A 19316-nucleotide genomic window follows, 5' to 3' on the forward strand; every position below is an offset into this window, starting at 1 on the left:
GCGGCCCGGGCCTAGGACTTGCGGTCGCCGACCAGCTTGGGGTGCCGCTCCATCCCCTCCAGGCCGTGCCAGGCGAGGTTCACCAGATGGGCGGCGACCTCGGCCTTCTGCGGCTTGCGCACCTCCAGCCACCACTGGCCGGTCAGCGCGACCATGCCCACCAGCATCTGCGAGTACATCGGGGCGAGGCGCGCGTCGAAGCCCCGCGCCTTGAACTCCAGGCCCAGGATGTCCTCGACCTGCGTCGCGATGTCGCTGATCAGCGAGGCGAAGGTGCCGGTCGACTGGGCCACCGGGGAGTCCCGGACCAGGATCTTGAAGCCGTCCGTGGACGTGTCGATGTAGTCCATCAGCGCGAACGCCGCCTGCTCCAGCAGCTCCCGCGAGTGCCCTCCGGTCAGCGCCCCCGTCACCATGTCCAGCAGCAGCTGCATCTCGCGGTCCACGACCACCGCGTAGAGCCCCTCCTTGCCGCCGAAGTGCTCGTACACCACCGGCTTGGACACCCCGGCCCGCTCGGCGATCTCCTCGACCGAGGTGCCGTCGTAGCCGCGCTCCGCGAACACCGAGCGGCCGATCTCCAGCAGCTGCTCCCGCCGCTGCTTCCCGGTCATCCGCACCCGGCCGCTGCGGCGGCGGCCCGCGGGCGCGGCGGCGCCCGCCGGGGCAGCGGCACGCGGACGGGCCTGCACCGGATCGGGTGCGGCGTCCGTCCGCGGGCTCTCGTGGCCGCCTGTGCTGTCTGCGCTGCTCCCGTTCACCCCTACATCATGCTGCAGGCGAGCCCTCATGCGGCGCGGCGGGCGGCGATCCGCTGCGCGTCCGGCCAGCGGACGTCCCGGGCCCAGCCGGCCAGCTCGAACCAGCGGATCAGCCGGGCCGAGGAGTCGACCTGCCCGCGCAGCACGCCGTGCCGGGCCGAGGTCGGGTCCGCGTGGTGCAGGTTGTGCCAGGACTCGCCGCAGGAGAGCACCGCCAGCCACCAGACGTTCCCGGAGCGGTCGCGGGAGCGGAACGGGCGGTTGCCGAGCGCGTGGCAGATCGAGTTGATCGACCAGGTGACGTGGTGCAGCAGGGCGACCCGGACCAGTGAACCCCAGAAGAAGGCGGAGAGCGCACCCTGCCAGGAGAGCGTGACCAGCCCGCCGACCAGCGGCGGGATCAGCATCGAGAGTGAGGTCCAGAGCCAGAACAGCCGGGAGATCCGCCTTATGGCCGGATCGTCCACGAGGTCCGGCGCGTACTTGAGCTGCGGGGTCTGCTCCTCGTCGAAGAGCCAGCCCATGTGCGCCCACCAGAGGCCCTTGAGCAGGGCCGGGACGGTCTCGCCGTAGCGCCACGGCGAGTGCGGGTCGCCGTCCTTGTCGCTGTACCGGTGGTGCTTGCGGTGGTCGGCCACCCAGCGGACCAGCGGGCCCTCGATGGCCAGCGACCCGGCCACCGCGAGGGCGATCCGCAGGGCCCGGTTGGCCTTGAAGGAGCCGTGGGTGAAGTAGCGGTGGTAGCCGATCGTGATGCCGTGGCAGGTGAGGAAGTACATGACGGTGGCGATCGCGAGATCGGTCCACCCCAGGCCCCAGCCCCAGGCCACCGGCACGGCCGCCAGCAGGGCGGCGAACGGTACGGCGATGAACAGCCCGAGCGCGACCCGCTCGGCGAGGCCCTGCTTCTCCCCGCCGCGGGTGGCGGAGAGCAGGGTCGGGGCGGGATCGATGGAGTGCGCGGTATCGGCGCGCGCCTCGCCGGCCTGGATGGTCATGGGTGTCCCTTGAGGGCAGGGGTGGAGGTTACGTCTGCGTAACCTACGGCATCGTAGGTTGCGTTCGGCCGTCAGGGGAATACGTGGCCGCGGGCGGCTCGGCGTATTTCACCCGACTGGATGGACAACGCCCGGGATCCGCGCGGGCCGGGCCGGCCGCGCCGGGGTGGTGGAGCTATGCGGCCGCAACCCTTAGGCTGTGTCGGAGCGCCTCGGGCGCTGCGAGTTGATGACCGATCCGCCGTGGTGTAATGGCAGCACAGGGCCCTTTGGAGGCCTTTGTCTGGGTTCGAATCCTAGCGGCGGAGCCAGCGGGCGCTCTGTTTCGGGCGCATCCCCCGCCCCCCGGTATTGTCGGGGCTGCTCGGCGGACTGTGCGAAGGCGACCGGCCTGGGTCCCGGCCGGGCTGCACTGCCCTCTCTGTGAACCGACTGAGGAGCCTCCCCCCGTGAGTGCCAATTCGCCTGCCGCCGTTGTCGTGCTTGCCGCCGGTGGCGGGACCAGGATGAAGTCGAACAGCCTGCCCAAGGTGCTGCACGAGGTCTGCGGGCGGTCGCTGGTGGGCCATGCGGTGGCGGCAGCACAGGAGTTGACCCCGCAGCAGCTGGTCGTCGTGGTCGGGCACATGCGGGAGAAGGTGCAGGAGCACCTGGGGGCGCACTACCCGGCGGCGCGCGCCGTGGTGCAGGAGGAGCAGAAGGGCACCGGGCACGCCGTCCGAACCGCGCTGGAGGCCCTGGCGGCCGACGGCGTGGAGCTGGACGGCACGGTGATCGTCACCACCGGGGACGCGCCGCTGCTGACCGGCGCGACGCTGGCGGCCCTCGCCGGCGCGCACGCCGAACAGGGCAACGGCGTCACCGTCCTGACGGCCGTCGTCCCGGACCCGTTCGGCTACGGGCGGATCCTGCGGGACGAGGCGGACGGCGCCGTCGCCTCGATCGTCGAGGAGAAGGACGCCTCGGACGCCCAGCGGGCGGTCGACGAGATCAACTCCGGGGTCTTCGCCTTCGACGCCAAGCTGCTGGCCGAGGCGCTGTCCCGGGTCACCACCGACAACGTCCAGGGCGAGGAGTACCTCACCGACACCCTGGAGATCCTGCGGACGGCCGGCCACCGGGTCGGCGCCGTGGTGGCCGCGGACTACCGCGACATCCTCGGCATCAACGACCGGGTGCAGCTGGCCCAGGCCCGGCGCCTGCTGAACGACCGCCTGCTGGAGCGGGCGATGCGCGCCGGCGTCACGGTGGTGGACCCGGCGACCACCTGGTTCGACGTCCAGGTGTCCTACGAGCCGGACGCGGTGGTCCTGCCGGGCACCCAGCTGCAGGGCCTCACCCATCTGGGCGAGGGCTGCGAGGTGGGCCCGAACTCGACGCTCAAGGACACCCGGATCGGCGCCGGCGCGCGTGTGAGCAACACCACGGCGGACGGCGCCGAGGTGGGCGACTTCGCCACCGCCGGCCCGTACGCCTACCTGCGGCCGGGGGCGAGGCTCGGGCGCAAGGCGAAGGTCGGCACCTACGTCGAGGTGAAGAACTCGGAGCTGGGCGAGGGCGCCAAGGTGCCGCACCTGTCCTACATCGGGGACGCCACCATCGGCGAGGGCAGCAACATCGGCGCGGCCTCCGTCACGGTGAACTACGACGGGGTGAACAAGCACCGCACGGTGATCGGGGCGCACTGCCGGACCGGCTCGGACAACATGTTCATCGCCCCGGTGACGGTCGGTGACGGCGCCTACACCGGGGCCGGCTCGGTGATCACCGGCGACGTTCCGCCCGGCGCGCTGGGCGTGAGCCGGGCGCAGCAGCGCAACATCGCGGGCTGGGTGGAGCGCAAGCGCCCCGGGACCGCATCGGCGCAGGCCGCGGCTGCCGCGACGGACGGGGCCGCGGAGGTCTGACGGGCCGGGTGGGAGTCCGAGGGGCGGTCCCGGGGCGGACGGTTTCCGCACGGGCGCGTAACCTTGGGGACATACGTGCGCCACTGGGCTTACCGCCCGTGTCCAGGCGTACCGACATTTCCCCGACCCCTATCGCCAGCGGGCTCGTGCCTGCCTGCGGTGCGGACGGGTTCAGCGTCAGCAACGCGAGGAGACGGTGCAGTGAGCGGGATCACGACGTCGGGTGAGAAGAAACTCAAGCTCTTCTCCGGCCGTGCCCACCCTGAGCTGGCGAGGGAGGTGGCCGAGGCGCTCGGGACCGAGCTGGTCCCGACCAAGGCCCTGGACTTCGCCAACGGTGAGATCTACGTCCGCTTCCTGGACTCCGCGCGCGGTGCGGACTGCTTCGTGATGCAGAGCCACACGGCTCCCATCAACCAGTGGATCATGGAACAGCTGATCATGATCGATGCTCTGAAGCGGGCCTCGGCCCGGAGCATCACCGCGATCCTGCCGTTCTACGGGTACGCCCGCCAGGACAAGAAGCACCTGGGCCGCGAGCCCATCTCGGCCCGTCTGATCGCGGACCTGCTGGCCAGCGCCGGCGCGGACCGGATCATGGCGGTGGACCTGCACACCGCGCAGATCCAGGGCTTCTTCTCCGGTCCGGTGGACCACCTGTTCGCGCTGCCGCTGCTGGCGGACTACGTGGGCGACAAGGTCGACCGCGACCGCCTCACCGTGGTGTCCCCGGACGCCGGCCGGGTGAAGGTCGCCGACCAGTGGTCGGACCGTCTGGGCGCGCCGCTGGCGATCATCCACAAGCGCCGCGACATGACCCAGGCCAACACCATCCTGTCCGCCGAGGTGGTCGGTGACGTCAAGGGCCGGGTCTGCGTCCTGGTCGACGACATGATCGACACCGCCGGCACCATCTGCGCCGCGGCCGACGCGCTGTTCGAGAACGGCGCCGCGGACGTGATCGTGGCCGCCACGCACGGCGTGCTCTCCGGTCCGGCCGCGGACCGTCTGAAGAACTCCCGGGTCAGCGAGTTCGTGTTCACGAACACCCTGCCGACCCCGGCCGAGCTCCAGCTGGACAAGATCACCACGCTGTCGATCGCCCCGTCGATCGCCGCCGCGATCCGCGAGGTGTTCGAGGACGGCTCGGTCACCAGCCTGTTCGAGGGCGTGCACTGACGAAGCCCGCGCAGGCGGCCCCGGTCCTCAAAGGGCCGGGGCCGCCGTCGATTTCGTCGGAGGGCACCGGTGCGGTTAGACTCGTGAAAATGCTCGGCGAGGGATGCCGTGTGCCTGCTCGTCGGGTGCCCGCGCTCCGTGATCGACGCGCTGCTGGGGCCGGTTCTTCCGGCCGTTGGCAGAGGTCGTACGCCGCCGAGTGACCCCCGAACGTACTGTGGGTGTGGTCCCGGCGGTTTTTCGCGTTGCCTGCACCCCCGCGCCAGTTTTCACGAGGAGTGCAGTCGTGTCCGAGATCCGCATCGCCGCTGAGACCCGTTCCGAGTTCGGTAAGGGCGCTGCCCGCCGGGCCCGCCGTGCCGGCCTGGTCCCCGGTGTCGTCTACGGCCACGGCCACGCCCCGGTTCACCTGAACCTGCCCGGCCACGACCTGATGATGGCCCTCAAGACCCCGAACGCCCTGCTGGTCGTTCCGATCGAGGGCAAGGACGAGTACGTCCTGCCGAAGGCCATCCAGCGCCAGGCCATCAAGCGCACCATCGAGCACGTCGACCTGCTCCTCGTGAAGCGCGGCGAGAAGGTCACCGTCGAGATCCCCGTCCTCACCGAGGGCGAGCTGGCCCCCGGCGGCAACCTGCTGGAGCACGTCCTCAACGCGCTGCCGATCGAGGCCGAGGCCACCCACCTGCCCGAGTCCGTGACCGTCTCGGTCGAGGGCCTGGAGGCCGGTGCCTCGATCACCGCCGGTGACATCTCGCTGCCCAAGGGCACCACGCTGGCCGTCGAGGCCGACACCGTCGTGCTGCAGGTCATCGGCGCCCAGGCCTCGCAGGCCGACGCCGACGCCGAGGCCGCCGAGGCCGGCGCCGAGGCCTGAGCCTCCCGCACCGTCTGACCGCTGCCCCGGCCGCTCCGTACTGGAGCGGCCGGGGCAGCGGTGTGTCCGGGATGATGTCGACGAGCGAGAGCACGAGGAGCGATGCGATGAGCGAGGACGCGTACGAGGGCCCCTGGCTGGTGGCCGGGCTGGGCAATCCGGGGGAGCAGTACGCCCGGAACCGGCACAACATCGGGTTCATGGTGGTGGACCTGCTGGCGCAGCGGATGGGTGCCAGGTTCAAGGCGCACAAGAGCCGCGCGCAGGTGGCCGAGGGCCGGCTGGCGGGCCGGCGGGTGGTGCTGGCCAAGCCGATGACCTTCATGAACCTCTCGGGCGGCCCGGTGACCGCCCTGCGGGACTTCTACAAGACGCCGGCCTCGGCCCTGGTGGCCGTCCACGACGAGCTGGACATCGACTACGCGACGCTGCGGCTGAAGCTCGGCGGCGGCGACAACGGCCACAACGGGCTGAAGTCGATCACCAAGTCGCTGGGCCCGGAGTACTACCGGGTGCGCTGCGGGATCGGCCGCCCGCCGGGCCGGATGGAGGTCGCGGACTTCGTCCTGAAGGACTTCTCCGCCACCGAGCGCAAGGAGCTGGAGTGGTTCGTGGACCGCTCGGCGGACGCCGTGGAGGCACTGCTCACCGACGGCCTGGAGCGGGCCCAGGGCGTCTACCACTCCTGATCCGGCGTCAGGACGGTTGTTCGGCAAGGGAGCGGATCCCCGCCCGCCCGCCGCGGTGGGCGGGGCGGCTGGGCAACAGTCGTACAACGCTTGGCCGTCCAAACCTGAATGGGTGTGAGAAACCCGTGCCGGATCGGATAGCGTCGGGCCCGTACGCGAACGGGTCCTGGGGAGTTCTCGATGCGGAGTTTGCGGCCGGTCCGGCGCCTGCGGCGGGTTCGGGTGGTACGGCTGAGGAAGCTCGGTCGCAAGGTCGGCACGGCCGGTGCGCTGGGGGCGGCCGGGGTGCTGCTCTCGGGCGGTGGCGTCGCCCACGCGGAGACGGTGGCGGACCCCGATCCCGGTGTGGTGTCCCAGGATCCCGCGGCGGCGCAGTTCGGCCCGGTGCTGGGCGGCTCGGTCGGCGGTGACGCGGGCCTGCTGGCCGTCGGCGGCGGCCTGGTCGTGGCGGCGGGCGGCGCGGCCCTCTGGCTGAAGCGCCGGCGCGCGGGCGATCCGGTGGAGTGACGACGGTACGACCGGTGTGACGCGAAGGGCCCGGTGCCGCCCCCTCGACCGAGGGGGCGGCACCGGGCCCTTGCGGTGCCGGGTGCCGGTCAGCCGGTGTTGCGCAGGCCGGCGGCGATGCCGTTCACGGTCAGCAGCAGGGCGCGGGCCCGCAGCGGGTCCTCCGGGCGGCCGGTGGAGGCCTCCTCGCGCTGGCGGCGCAGCAGCGCGACCTGGAGGTAGGAGATCGGGTCGAGGTAGGCGTCGCGGACGGTGAAGGTCTGCTTCAGCACCGGGTTGTGCTCCAGCAGTTCGCTCTCCCCGGTGAGGCGGAGCACCTCGCGCAGGGTCAGCTCGTGCTCGGCGGTGATCTGGTCGAAGATGTGGTGCAGCTCGGCGGGCACCAGCTGCTCGACGTAGTGGCGGGCGATCCGCAGGTCGGTCTTGGCCAGCGTCATGGCGACGTTGGACAGGAAGTTGCGGAAGAAGTGCCACTGGCCGTACATCTCGTCCAGGACGTCCCCGAGACCCGCCTCGCGGGCGGCGGCGAGGCCGGCGCCGACGCCGAACCAGCCGGGCACGATCTGGCGGGACTGGGTCCAGCCGAACACCCACGGGATGGCGCGCAGGCCGTCGAGGCCCGCGCCCGAGTCGGGGCGGCGGGACGGCCGGGAGCCCAGGTGCAGCGAGGCGAGCTGGTCGACCGGGGTGGCCGCGAAGAAGTACTTCGGCAGGTCCTCCTGCTCGACCAGGGCGCGGTACGCGGTGTGCGCGGCCGCCGAGACCTGGTCCATCGCGGCGTCCCAGCGGGCCAGCTCCTCGGGGGCCTGGCGCGGGGCGGTGTGCAGCGCCGAGGCGGACAGGGTGGCCGAGATGGTCAGTTCCAGGTTCTCCCGGGCCAGCGAGGGCAGCAGGTACTTGTCGGAGATCACCTCACCCTGCTCGGTGACCTTGATCTCGCCCTCGAGGGTGCCCCAGGGCTGGGCCAGGATGGCCTCGTGCGAGGGGCCGCCGCCGCGGCCGACGGTGCCGCCGCGGCCGTGGAAGAGCCGCAGCCGGATCCCGTAGCGGTGGGCGACGTCGCGCAGCCGGCGCTGGGCGCGGTGGATCTCCCACTGGGAGGTGGTGATGCCGCCGAACTTGGAGGAGTCGGAGTAGCCGAGCATGACCTCCTGGACGTCGCCGCGCAGCGAGACGAGCAGCCGGTAGGAGGGGTCGGAGAGCATCTCGTCCAGGATCCGGTCGGCCTCCTGGAGTTCGTCGGTGGTCTCCAGCAGCGGCACGATGCCGATCTTGGCGATACCGGCGTGCAGGTCGATCAGACCGGCCTCGCGGGCCAGCACGGTGGCGGCGAACACGTCGTCGGCGCCCTGGCACATCGAGATGATGTAGCTCTCGACGATCTCGTCGCCGAACCGCTCGAAGCCCTCGCGGATGGTGTTGAAGACGCCGAGGGTCTTGGTGCCCGCGGCGTCCAGCGGGGCCGGGGTGGGCGCGAGCGGGCGGCGCGAGCGGAGCTCCTTGGCGAGCAGCTTCTGCCGGTACTCGCGGGGCATGTCCGCGTAGCGCCAGGCCTCCTCGCCGAGCCGGTCGAAGAGCTGGCCGAGCGCGTGGTGGTGGGCCTCGGCGTGCTCGCGGACGTCCATGGTGGCGAGCTGGAGGCCGAAGGCCTCGATGGTGCGGATGGCGCGGGCGAGCCGCCCGTCGGCGATCAGGCCGCCGCGGTGGGAGCGGAGCGACTCCTGGATCAGCCGGAGGTCGGCGACGAGCTCGCGGGTGCCGAGGTAGTCGCGGCCCGCGATGTGCGGGGTGCCCTGGGCGAGCCGCTCGCGGGTGTTCTCCAGCTTGAGCCGGACGCAGGTGGCCTTGAGGCGGTAGGGCTCCTCGGCGTTCATCCGCTTGTAGCGCGGGCTCAGCTCGGGGAGCACGTCCAGGTCGGCGTGGAGCGAGGCGACCAGCTCGGCCGAGGCGCCGGCCAGGCGCTCGGAGGTGGAGAGCGAGTTGCGCAGGTCGTCGACGGCCGCCAGGGCGTCCTTGATGCCGTACTCGTGCTGGAGGTTCAGGACGTCCCAGGTGACCTGCGGGGTGACGTTCGGGTTGCCGTCGCGGTCGCCGCCGATCCAGGTGCCGAAGGTGAGCGGGCGGACGCCGTCGGGCAGGGTGAGGCCGACCCGGGCGAGCTCCTCGTGCAGCTCCTCCAGGACCTCGGGGACGGCCTCGCGGTAGAGCTCGTCCAGGTAGTAGACGGCGTTGCGGGCCTCGTCGGTCGGCTCCGGGCGGGCGATCCGCAGCTCGTCGGTCTGCCAGAGCAGGTCGATGACCTCGGCGAGGCGGCGGTCGGCCTGCCGCTTGGCGGAGGTGGTGCGGGCCTGGTCGGCGTGCGAGAGGCCGGCGGCGATCTGCTCGCGGTGGATCCGGTCGAGCAGCTCGCCGATCCGGCGGAGCTTGTTGAGGACGCTGCGGCGGGCGGCCTCGGTGGGGTGGGCGGTGAAGACCGGGCGGACGGCCAGGTGGGCCAGGGTGTTCGCGAGGTGCTTCGGGTCCGCCTCGCCGAGCTGGTCCGCGGTCTGGGCGAGCAGCGAGCCCTCGCGGGCGCGGCGGGTGGCCAGCTCCCGGCCGCGGTGCACCTGCTCGGTGACGTTGGCGAGGTGGAAGTAGGTGGAGAACGCGCGGACCAGCTTCGCGGCGGTGTCCAGGTCGATGTCGGAGAGCAGTTCGGCGGTGGCCTCGCCGTCGGTGCGGCTCAGCAGGCGGACCTGTTCGACCAGGCCCAGCAGCTGGGGGCCCTCCTGGCGGACCAGCGTCTCGCCGAGGAGGTCGCCGAGGCGGCGGATGTCCGCGCGCAGGGCTGTGTTGTCGGCGTCGGCGCCGGCGGGGCCGACACGGCTGGGGCTGTCCGCCGGGGTGGGGACCGGAGCGGTCACGGCTGGCTCCCTGTGGTGGTGGGGTTCGGCAACGGCTCATCGTCACAGCTCCGCACACGTGTGGCGGGTGTGACGCGTGCGGACCGCGCTGTCCGACGCGACCCAGCATAGGTGTCGGGGCGGTTGCTGTCCGCGAGGTGGCCGGATGGCGGACAAGATCACAGCCGGTTCGGGTGGTCTGGACCACTTGAGGACCCGCACGGGTGTCGGGGCGGAACCGGGTGGGGACGGGTCGGGGTTCACGCTTAGGCTGTGGGGCTATGAGCAAGTCGCCTGGGGAGCGCGAGCGGGACCGGTCGTTCTGGTGGTGGGAGCGACGGCGCAGCGCTCTCCTGGACATCGGGCTGGCGGCGCTGGCGGCGCTGGAGTGCGCGGCCAGCGCGGTCGCCTTCCTGGCGCCCCGGGTCCACCTGGGCGTGGTGGCCATCGTCGGGGTCGCGCTGTTCGGCGCGGCGGCCGGCGCCACGCTGGTGCTGCGGCGGCGCTGGCCGGCGGTGCCGGTGCTGGTGGCCCTGGTGGCGATGCCCGGGATGCTGGGCGTGGTGCTGCTGACGGTGTCGCTCTACACGCTCGCGGAGACCTGGGAGTGGCCGAGCCGGCGCCGGCGGGTGGTGGCGCTGTCCGCCCTGGCCTTCGCCGAGGCGGTCGGCGTGATGCTGGTGTCCATGCTCACCCCCTCCGACCTGACGGTGGAGCAGCCGCCGCTCTGGGGGCAGGTGCTGCTGTCGGTGCTGGTGGCCGTCGGCCTGACCGTGCCGCCGGTGGTCACCGGTCTGTACGTGGGCGCGCGGCGGCGGCTGATCGAGTCGCTCAAGGACCGCGCGCACGGCCTGGAGACCGAGCTGGACCTGCTGGCCGAGCAGGCCCGCGAGCGTGCCCGCCGGGCCCGGCTGGAGGAGCGGACCAGGATCGCCCGGGAGATGCACGACGTGGTGGCCCACCGGGTGTCGCTGATGGTGGTGCACGCCGGGGCGCTGGAGCGGATCGTGGCGAAGGACCCGGAGAGGGCGGCCCAGAGCGCCAAGCTGATGGGGGAGGTCGGCCGGCAGGCGCTGAACGAACTGCGCGAGATCCTCGGGGTGCTGCGGATGTCGGACGACAGCACGCCGGAGCCGGACTCGCTGGTCGCGCTGCCCCGGCTGGTCGACCAGTCGAGGGCGGCCGGGATGGCCGTCACCCTGACCGTCAGCGGCAGCCGCCAGGAGTTCACCACCGAGGCCGAGCAGACCGCGTACCGGGTGGTGCAGGAAGGCCTGACCAACGCGCACAAGCACGCCGGTGGCGCGCAGGTCGCCGTGCTGCTCGCCTACGCGCCCAACGGCGTGCGGGTCAGCGTGGTGAACGCCTGTCCGGGCGGCGAGCGGACGGCGGCGGCGCTGCCCAGCGGGGGCAACGGGCTGATCGGGATGCGGGAGCGGGTGGTCGCGCTGGGCGGCACCTTCTCGGCGGGGCCGGAGGCGGACGGGGGCTTCCGGGTCGAGGCGGTGCTGCCGTCCCGGCTGGCCGTCCGGGCCGACCGGCTGGGGTGAGGCCGCCGGCCGGGCGGCGTCCGCCCGGCGCGGCCCGGCCGGAGCGCTCAGCCCTCGTCGGCGGTGCGGTCAGCCCTCGTCGGCGGTGCGCAGCCGCTCGGGCGCGGTACCGAGGACGAGGGTGCTGATCGCCTGGTCGACGCCGTGGCCGAGGAACCACTCCCCGGTGTGGTCCAGGCTGTAGACCCGGCCCTCCTCGTCCACCGCCAGCAGGGCCTGGCCGTACGCCTCCTCGCCGAGCGGGGCGAGCCGGGTGTCCAGGGCGCGGCCGAGGTCGGCCAGGGTGCGCGGCTGGTGGAGCCCGCAGAGCGGGTCCACCAGGAAGGGCGTCCGGGCCAGCTGGCGCCCCGGGCCGTCGAGGTCGAAGGCGAGGCCGCCGAACTCGGCCCAGGCCTCCACCGCGGCCGGGAACACCGCGTGACCGACGCCGGCCGGGCCGCCGTACGCCGCCAGGGCGTCGGCCCACTCCTCGGCCTGGCGGATCTGCCAGCGGCCGGGGTGCCAGCCGGCCGCCTTGAGTTCGGCGGCGACATCGGCCGGAAAGCGCGGGCGGCTGCGCAGGGCGGACCCGCCGGACGTGCTCGGCGGGGGCAGCGGCGGACTGGGCGGACTGGGCGGGTTCAGGGCGGGCTCCGGCGGCTCGGGGACGGGGGCGTACGCGGGTGCGCGGTCAGCGGGCGGGCGGCCCGACCGCGACGCTCCGCACGGCGAAGTGCTCCAGCAGCGGTACGCAGGAGCGGCAGGGCGGGGCGTGGGTGCCGTGCGCCGGGTCGTGCTCCTCGCGGATCCGTACGGTGGTCAGCCGCGAGCCCTTGAGCGCCTTGCGGGCCTCGGGCAGGCCCAGCGGCTTGCGGGCGGCGCGCTTGGAGCGCTTGGCGTCCACGACGGCCAGGTACTGGGAGAGCAGGACGGCCTCCGGGCAGCGGCCGGTGAAGCGCTCGCGGTGCTCCAGCGGCAGCGCGTCCAGGAAGTCGGCCACCAGGGGGTGCAGGGCCGGGCGCCGGGCGGGCTTGTCGCCCGCCAGGGTGTGCACCTCGCCGCCCTTCAGCGACAGGGCGGCGGCGACGGCGGGCAGCAGGCTGTCGCGGAAGTGGCGCAGCACGGGCGGGCCGGCCGGTTCGCCGGTGGTCATACGTCGTCCTCCTCCTGTTCGTCCGCCGGTGACGGGACCGTGTGGGGTCAGTCCGGGGCAAGCCTGTCAAATGGCACCGACATCCGTACAACCGGGGGGCGACGGCCGGCCACCGGCGGGCCGGTGGGCACGCCGTGTCGGCCGGATCCGCACGCCGTCGTCACGACTCGTTCCCGGGTTTCCCGAATCCGCCTCCGGCCGGGGGCGGCGGCCGGTAGCGTTCCAGCAGCGAGCCAAGGGGGTGGCCGGTCCCTGGGGGGTTGATCGGCCGGTGCAGCAACTCCTCTGCTCGGTCTGGCCGTTGAGGCCGTCGGGGCAAGGGCGCCCCGGCGTCGAGCAAGGGGGGTCTTGCGATGACGGGGACGGAAACCGCGAACGAGGCGCCCGGCGAGCACGTGCCGACCCCGGGCGCGCCGCCGCAGCCCGCGCCCGCGCACCCGATCGGGATCGCGGTGGTCGGCGCCGGCTACTGGGGCCCGAACCTGGTCCGCAACGCGCAGCAGACGGCGGCGCTGCGCCTGCACTGGCTCTGCGACCTGGACGAGGCCAGGTCCCGCCGGGTGCTGGGTGAGTACAGCACCGTCCGGTCCACCACCTCGTTCGCCCAGGTGCTCGCGGACGAGCGGGTCGGCGCGGTCGCGGTCGCCACCCCGGCCGCCGCGCACTACCGGCTGGCCCGGGCCGCGCTGGAGGCGGGCAAGCACGTCCTGGTGGAGAAGCCGATCACCACCTCCGCCGCGGAGGCCGCCGAGCTGGTGGCCATCGCCGAGGAGCGCGGCCTGGTGCTGATGTGCGACCACACCTTCTGCTACACGCCCGTGGTGCGCCGGATCCGCGAGCTGGTGCACGGCGGGGAGATCGGCGACGTCCAGTTCTTCGACTCGGTGCGGATCAACCTCGGGCTGGTCCAGCCGGACGTGGACGTGCTCTGGGACCTCGCCCCGCACGACCTGTCCATCCTGGACTTCGTCCTGCCACCGGGCGTCGAACCGATCGGGGTCTCCGCCCAGGGCGCCGACCCGATCGGGGCCGGCCGGGCCTGCGTGGCCTATCTGACGGTCCGGCTGAGCAACGGCGCGCTGGCGCACTGCCACGTCAACTGGCTCTCCCCGACGAAGGTCCGCACGACGCTCATCGGCGGCTCGCGGCGCACCCTGGTCTGGGACGACCTCAACCCGCAGGCCCGGCTCGCGGTGCACGACCGCGGCGTGGACCTCACCCCGCCCGACGAGCTGACCGACGCGATCCGCCACCAGACGCTGATCTCCTACCGGGTGGGCGAGATGGTCGCGCCCGCGCTGGTCGAGCAGGAGGCGCTGCGCAACGTGATGGCCGAGTTCGCCGCCGCCATCACCGAGGGCCGGGCCCCGCTCACCGACGGCCGGGCCGGACTGCGCGTGCTGCAGCTGCTGGAGGCCGCCTCGCTCAGCCTGGAGCTCGGCGGCGCCACCGTCCCGGTCGGCGCCGGTCCCGACGAACTGTCCGACGCGAACGAGAGGGCCGCCGCGCGGTGAACGCTGTACAGATCGAGGGCTCCCGCTGCCTGGTCACGGGCGGGGCCGGCACCATCGGCTCCACCGTGGTCGACCAGCTGATCGCGGCGGGCGCCCGCGAGGTGGTCGTGCTCGACAACTTCGTCCGCGGCCGGGCGGCCAACCTGGCGTACGCCCGCGAGCTCGCCGCACCCGGGCAGCTGCGGGTGGTGGACGGCGACATCCGCGACCGCGGCCTGCTGCGCGAGCTGCTGGGCCCCGGCACCGACCTGCTGTTCCACCTGGCCGCGATCCGGATCACCCAGTGCGCCACCGAGCCCAGGCTGGCCCTGGAGATCATGGTGGACGGCACCTTCGACGTGGTCGAGGCCGCCGCGGAGGTCGGCGTCGGCAAGGTGATCGCCTCCTCCACCGCCTCCGTCTACGGCCTCGCCGACGTCTTCCCGACGCCGGAGACCCAGCACCCGTACCACAACGACACCCTGTACGGGGCGGCCAAGGTCTTCAACGAGGGCCTGCTGCGCAGCTTCCACGCGATGGCCGGCCTGGACTACGTCGCGCTCCGGTACTTCAACGTGTACGGGCCCCGGATGGACGTCCACGGCAAGTACACCGAGGTGTTCATCCGCTGGATGGAGCGGATCGCCGCCGGGCAGCCGCCGCTGATCTTCGGCGACGGCGCGCAGACCATGGACTTCGTCTACACCGAGGACATCGCCCGGGCCAACCTGCTGGCCGCCGCGGCGCCCGTCACCGACCGGGTCTACAACATCGCCAGCAGCACCGAGGTCTCGCTGCGCGGGCTGGCCGACGCCCTGCTCACCGCGATGGACCGCACCGACCTCGACGTCGAGCTCGGCCCCGCCCGGGGCACCGCCGGCGGCGTGGTCCGGCGCCTGGCGGACATCACCGCCGCCGAACGCGACCTCGGCTGGAAGCCCGAACTGGGCCTCGACGACGGCCTGCGCAGGCTGGTCGCCTGGTGGCGCGAGCAGTAGTCCCCTCGTCTGCACGGCAGTTCGGAGTACACCTGTGTCCACCATCCCCGTCATGATCCCCTGGCTCGGCGAGGAGGAGGCCCTCGCCGCCGCCGAGGCCGTCCGCTCCGGCTGGGTGGCCCAGGGCCCCCGGGTCGCCGAGTTCGAGCGGGCCTTCGCCGAGCACCTCGGGGTACCGCACGCCGTCGCGGTCTCCTCCTGCACCACCGCCCTGCACCTGGCGCTGATCGGCGCCGGGGTCGGGCCGGGGGACGAGGTCGTCGTCCCCTCGTTCTCCTTCGTCGCCACCGCCAACGCCGTCACCTACGTCGGCGCCGTCCCGGTCTTCGCCGACGTGGACGTCACCACCGGCAACCTCACCGCCGCCACCGTCGAACCCCTGCTCACCGAGCGGACCAGGGCCGTGATCGCGGTCGACCAGGGCGGCGTCCCGGTCGACCTGGACGGGCTCCGCGCGCTCGTCGAACCGCGCGGGGCCACCGTGGTCGAGGACGCCGCCTGCGCGGCCGGCTCCGTCCACCGGGGCCGGCCGGTGGGCGGCACGGCGGCGCTGGCCGCCTACTCCTTCCACCCGCGCAAGCTGCTCACCACCGGTGAGGGCGGCATGGTCACCTGCCAGGACGGCGCGCTCGCCGCCCGGCTGCGCCGGCTGCGCGAGCACGGGATGAGCGTCTCGGCCGCCGACCGGCACGCCGCGAAGGACGGCGCCGGCCGGCTGGAGACGTACGACGAGACCGGCTTCAACTACCGGATGACCGACATCCAGGCGGCGATCGGCCTGGTGCAGCTGCGCAAGCTGCCGGCCATGGTCGCCCGGCGGCGCGAACTCGCCGAGCGGTACCGGGAGCTGCTGGCCGGCACCGGCGGCCGGCTGGTGGCCGACCCGGCGCACGGCAGCACCAACTACCAGTCCTGCTGGCTGCTGCTCCCGGACACCGCCCCCGACCGCGGCGCGGTGCTCGCCGATCTCGCCGCCGCCGGCGTCTCCGCCCGGCGCGGCATCATGGCGGCCCACCTGGAGGCCCCGTACCGGGGCACCGCCCGGGTGCCGCTGCCCGCCACCGAGCTGCTCACCGGCCGCTCGCTGATCCTGCCGCTCTACCACGCGCTCACCGAGCGGCAGCAGGACCGGGTGGTCGGGGCCGTGAGCGCGGCGCTCGGCTGAACCGGCCCGCCCGTCCACGGCCACGGCCACGTCCACGGCCCGGGGCCCGGGGCCGGGCCGTCGCCGCCGTCCGCCCGCTCCGATCCGCCGAGACACCCCAGGGGAGACCAGGATGAGCACCGATCAGCCCGTCGACGAGCCGGTTCCGCTGGTGGACCTGAAGGCCGCGCACGCCGAGGTGGAGGCCGAGGTCCGGGCCGGCTTCGACCGGGTGCTCGCCACCGGCGGCTACGTCAAGGGCCCCGAGACGGCCGGCTTCGAGGCGGAGTACGCGGCCTTCTCCGGCGCCCGGCACTGCGTCGGCGCCGCCAACGGCACCGACGCGCTCGAACTGGCGCTGCGCGCCCTCGACCTGCGGCCCGGCGGCGGCGTGGTGCTCCCCGCCAACACCTTCGTCGCCACCGCGGAGGCCGTGGTCCGGGCCGGGCTGCGCCCAGTGCTGGTCGACGCCGACCCGGACCACCTGCTGATCGACCCCGAGCGCGTGGCGGACGCGCTGCCCGGCGCCGTCGCGCTGCTGCCCGTCCACCTCAACGGGCAGCTCGCCCCGATGGGCCCGCTGCTGGAGCTGGCCGCCGGCCGGCCGGTGGTGGAGGACGCCGCGCAGTCCCAGGGCGCCCGGCAGCACGGCCGCGCCCTCCACGGGCTGATCTCCGCCACCAGCTTCTACCCCGGCAAGAACCTCGGCGCGTACGGGGACGCGGGCGCCGTCGTCACCGACGACGATGCCCTGGCGGCGGCCGTCCGGCTGATCGGCGACCACGGCTCCGGCCGCAAGTACGAGCACGAGCGGTTCGGCTTCAACTCCCGGATGGACGCGCTGCAGGCCGTCGTGCTGCGGGCCAAGCTGCGCCGGCTGCCCGGCTGGAACGAGGCCCGCCGGGCCGCCGCCGAGCGCTACCACCGGCTGCTGGCCGGGATCGACGGCCTCACCCCGCCGCGGACCGCGCCCGGCAACGAGCACGTCTGGCACCTGTACGCGGTGCGGATCGGGCCCGGCCGGGACCGGGGCGCGGTGCTGGCCGCGCTGCAGGCCGCGGGCATCGGCGCCGGCGTCCACTACCCGGTACCCGTCCACCTCCAGCCGGCGTTCCGGCAACTCGGCCACGGCGCGGGCGCGTTCCCGGTCGCCGAGCGGGCCGCCCGGGAGCTGCTCACCCTGCCGCTCCACCCGCACATCACCGCGGCCCAGCAGGAACGCGTCGTGGAGACGCTGGCCAAGGCGCTCGCCGGCTGAGCCCTGGCGGGCCGGCGCGGTCCGGGCCCGCGGCCGCGCTCCCCGCCCGTGGCCCGCGGGCCGTCCGGTGTGCCCGGGCGGGGGGTCGTGGCCCGGGGGGACCCCCTACGCTGGTGTCCAGCAAGCGCACCGAATTTGCAGCAGCCAGTGGGGGCTCCCAGATGACGACAGGTCGGCCCGGCGTCGCCGCCGCGCCCAACGCGGCGTACGCAGGTCAGGTGGTGCAGTTCCCGGACCCGGTCCGCGCGGAGCGGCACCCCGCCGGGGTCAGGGTGGACGAGCACGGTCACCCGGACTTCGGTCCGTACGCGGCGGCCGCGGCCGAGGTGGCCGATCCGCCGGAGGGCTTCGGCGTCGACGAACTGCGGCTGACGGACTACGTCTCGGCCAATGCCGCGCAGTTCACCCAGGGCCATCCGCTCTGGGCCGACCTGGAGACCGCCGTGGCCACCCCGCCCGGCTGGACCTGGCACCACGCGGTCGGCCGGGCCGCGCCCGGCTGGCGGCGGATGGAGCTCGTCCCGGTCGAGGTGAAGGCGCTGCTGCGGCACCACGGCGGCCTGGCCACCTCCACCGCGGACCACACCCGCCGCGGCACCCGCCCCTTGCAGGAGCGCCGGCCGGTGCACTTCTCGCTCGCCCGGGACGGCGGCGACCCGATCGGCGTCCCCGAGGACCTGGTGCAGCGGGCCGAGGAGCGCCTCGGCTACCGGCTGCCCGGCGCGTACCGGACCTTCCTCAAGCTGGCCGGCGGCCGGGCCCCGGTCGGCGTGGCGCTCGACCCCGAGCTGGGGCTGCTGCTCGACCAGCCGTTCCTGACCCTCAGCGAGGAGTACGGGACGGAGGACGTCGTCTACGCCAACAAGTGCCTGCGCGACCACCTCACCAAGGACTACCTGGGCATCGCCTACGCCCAGGGCGGCATCGTGGCGCTCAAGGTGCGCGGCGACCGGGCCGGCTCGGTCTGGTTCTGCCTCTACGACGACGCCCGTGACGGCGGCGCCCCCGAGGCGCCCGAGGAGCGGGTCGCCCGGCTGCTGCTGCCCTGCGGCGAGGACTTCGACGACTTCCTGCTCCGGCTGGCCGGCAGTCCGCCGGAACTGGAGACGGTCGCGGAGCTGATGGTGGACGGCGGGTTCGCCCGCGCCGTGCCGGTGGGCTGACGTGGCCCGTACGGCTGCGGCGACGGTGGTAGCGGAACAAGCGGGGACGAAGGGGACAGGGGTGAACCGGGCGTGGTGACGTACACGCAGGCGCAGGAGCTCGCCGACGAGTGGATCAACGGCGGGGTGCCGCGTCCGCAGCAGCGCGAGGTACGGGTCCGGGAGTTCGACCTGGGCTTCGTCTGCTGGGCGGTGCAGCCCGCGGAGGGCGCGGCCGGTGGCTCCGGCGGCCCGGCGGACGGCTCCGAGGGCTCGGCGGCCCCGGGCGGCTCGGCGGGTGAGGCGCGGCTGGTGATCGCCCGGGACTCCGGCGCCAGCACGCTCTGGCCGGCGCTGCCGGTCAACGAGGTGGTCCGGCAGTACGAGGAGGTCTACGGACGGCCGGTCGCGGCCAATCCGGCCGGGGCGGCCAGGCCCGCGCCCGGGCCGGTGGAGGCGACGTCCTTCCTGCTCAGCCCGCCGCAGTGGCTCCAGGAGGCGGGGGCCGCGGCGATCGCCGCCGAGGCCGACCGGCTCGGCGCCCCGGCGCCCGCGCATCCGGGCCCGCCGGCTCCGGCACCCGCCGCCGCTCCGGCCGCTCCGGTCGGTCCCGCCGGCTCCGAGGTGCCGCCGGTGCCGCCGGCACCCGCCGTGCTGACCACGCCGCCGGTCTCCGAGCGGCCGGCCGGGGACGCGCCGACCATGCTCGTCGACGATGTCGCTCGTCCAGACCGCGAGGACGGAGATCAGCGAGAGCAGCGACGCGATGACGATGACCACCACGGATCCGGAGGTCCGC

At 73.9% G+C, this 19316-nt stretch carries 17 protein-coding genes and 1 tRNA gene; 13 read left to right on the forward strand and 5 right to left on the reverse strand.

The features are described from left to right. Positions 1-11: 11 nt before the first annotated feature. Together ABT263_RS13575 and ABT263_RS13580 are read right to left on the reverse strand one after the other, a co-directional pair. Positions 12-692 carry a TetR family transcriptional regulator gene (locus ABT263_RS13575; RefSeq protein ID WP_352290676.1) on the reverse strand — a complete coding sequence of 227 codons (681 nt, stop codon included), beginning with the start codon at positions 690-692 and terminating at the stop codon, positions 12-14. A gap of 95 nt (positions 693-787) precedes the next feature. Next, entirely contained in the window at positions 788-1759 is a 972-nt protein-coding gene (locus tag ABT263_RS13580; RefSeq protein ID WP_352290663.1) for an acyl-CoA desaturase, read from the reverse strand. A 237-nt stretch (positions 1760-1996) separates the two neighbouring features. On the opposite strand from ABT263_RS13580, the gene ABT263_RS13585 reads away from it, so the two are divergent. From ABT263_RS13585 to ABT263_RS13610, 6 genes are all read left to right on the forward strand, one after another. Continuing rightward, a tRNA-Gln gene (locus tag ABT263_RS13585) sits at positions 1997-2070 on the forward strand. Positions 2071-2208: 138 nt separating this feature from the next. After that, positions 2209-3666, forward strand: a complete 1458-nt coding sequence (gene glmU, locus ABT263_RS13590; RefSeq protein ID WP_352290664.1) for a bifunctional UDP-N-acetylglucosamine diphosphorylase/glucosamine-1-phosphate N-acetyltransferase GlmU — start codon at positions 2209-2211, stop codon at positions 3664-3666. Positions 3667-3867: 201 nt separating this feature from the next. Further along, the gene (locus ABT263_RS13595) at positions 3868-4845 is read left to right on the forward strand and encodes a ribose-phosphate diphosphokinase (RefSeq protein WP_329489318.1); all 978 of its coding nucleotides are present in this window, start codon (positions 3868-3870) and stop codon (positions 4843-4845) included. Between the two features lie 286 nt (positions 4846-5131). Further along, complete coding sequence (locus ABT263_RS13600) at positions 5132-5722, forward strand: 50S ribosomal protein L25/general stress protein Ctc (protein WP_329489319.1); 591 nt, start codon at positions 5132-5134, stop codon at positions 5720-5722. A 107-nt stretch (positions 5723-5829) separates the two neighbouring features. After that, entirely contained in the window at positions 5830-6411 is a 582-nt protein-coding gene (gene pth, locus ABT263_RS13605) for an aminoacyl-tRNA hydrolase (protein ID WP_329489320.1), read from the forward strand. A gap of 180 nt (positions 6412-6591) precedes the next feature. Continuing rightward, positions 6592-6918 (forward strand): hypothetical protein, encoded by a 327-nt coding sequence (locus tag ABT263_RS13610; RefSeq protein ID WP_352290665.1) that lies wholly within the window; start codon positions 6592-6594, stop codon positions 6916-6918. Positions 6919-7007: 89 nt separating this feature from the next. On the opposite strand, the gene ppc is transcribed toward ABT263_RS13610, so the two are convergent. Then, entirely contained in the window at positions 7008-9821 is a 2814-nt protein-coding gene (gene ppc, locus ABT263_RS13615) for a phosphoenolpyruvate carboxylase (RefSeq protein ID WP_380390979.1), read from the reverse strand. A gap of 260 nt (positions 9822-10081) precedes the next feature. On the opposite strand from ppc, the gene ABT263_RS13620 reads away from it, so the two are divergent. Beyond that, positions 10082-11350, forward strand: coding sequence for a sensor histidine kinase (locus tag ABT263_RS13620; RefSeq protein WP_352290666.1), 1269 nt, complete (start codon positions 10082-10084; stop codon positions 11348-11350). Positions 11351-11419: 69 nt separating this feature from the next. On the opposite strand, the gene ABT263_RS13625 is transcribed toward ABT263_RS13620, so the two are convergent. Then, positions 11420-11911: an SUKH-3 domain-containing protein gene (locus ABT263_RS13625; RefSeq protein ID WP_329492226.1), complete on the reverse strand. Its 492-nt coding sequence runs from the start codon at positions 11909-11911 to the stop codon at positions 11420-11422. A gap of 109 nt (positions 11912-12020) precedes the next feature. Continuing rightward, positions 12021-12482 carry a YwqJ-related putative deaminase gene (locus ABT263_RS13630; RefSeq protein ID WP_329489323.1) on the reverse strand — a complete coding sequence of 154 codons (462 nt, stop codon included), beginning with the start codon at positions 12480-12482 and terminating at the stop codon, positions 12021-12023. A 353-nt stretch (positions 12483-12835) separates the two neighbouring features. On the opposite strand from ABT263_RS13630, the gene ABT263_RS13635 reads away from it, so the two are divergent. From ABT263_RS13635 to ABT263_RS13660, 6 genes are all read left to right on the forward strand, one after another. Next, positions 12836-13996: a Gfo/Idh/MocA family protein gene (locus ABT263_RS13635; RefSeq protein ID WP_352290667.1), complete on the forward strand. Its 1161-nt coding sequence runs from the start codon at positions 12836-12838 to the stop codon at positions 13994-13996. After that, positions 13993-14973, forward strand: a complete 981-nt coding sequence (locus tag ABT263_RS13640) for an NAD-dependent epimerase/dehydratase family protein (RefSeq protein WP_352290668.1) — start codon at positions 13993-13995, stop codon at positions 14971-14973. The genes ABT263_RS13635 and ABT263_RS13640 overlap by 4 nt, the downstream gene beginning before the upstream one ends. A gap of 34 nt (positions 14974-15007) precedes the next feature. Beyond that, positions 15008-16138, forward strand: coding sequence for a DegT/DnrJ/EryC1/StrS family aminotransferase (locus tag ABT263_RS13645; RefSeq protein WP_352290669.1), 1131 nt, complete (start codon positions 15008-15010; stop codon positions 16136-16138). A gap of 112 nt (positions 16139-16250) precedes the next feature. Then, the gene (locus tag ABT263_RS13650) at positions 16251-17375 is read left to right on the forward strand and encodes a DegT/DnrJ/EryC1/StrS family aminotransferase (protein ID WP_352290670.1); all 1125 of its coding nucleotides are present in this window, start codon (positions 16251-16253) and stop codon (positions 17373-17375) included. 161 nt (positions 17376-17536) lie between these two features. Next, positions 17537-18538, forward strand: a complete 1002-nt coding sequence (locus tag ABT263_RS13655; protein WP_329489328.1) for an HNH endonuclease — start codon at positions 17537-17539, stop codon at positions 18536-18538. 72 nt (positions 18539-18610) lie between these two features. Continuing rightward, a partial coding sequence (locus ABT263_RS13660) for an SUKH-4 family immunity protein (RefSeq protein ID WP_502885800.1) occupies positions 18611-19316 on the forward strand: 706 nt, incomplete at its 3' end.

The sequence above is a fragment of the Kitasatospora sp. NPDC001603 genome (assembly GCF_040298365.1).
In the GTDB taxonomy this organism is placed as follows: Bacteria; Actinomycetota; Actinomycetes; order Streptomycetales; family Streptomycetaceae; genus Kitasatospora.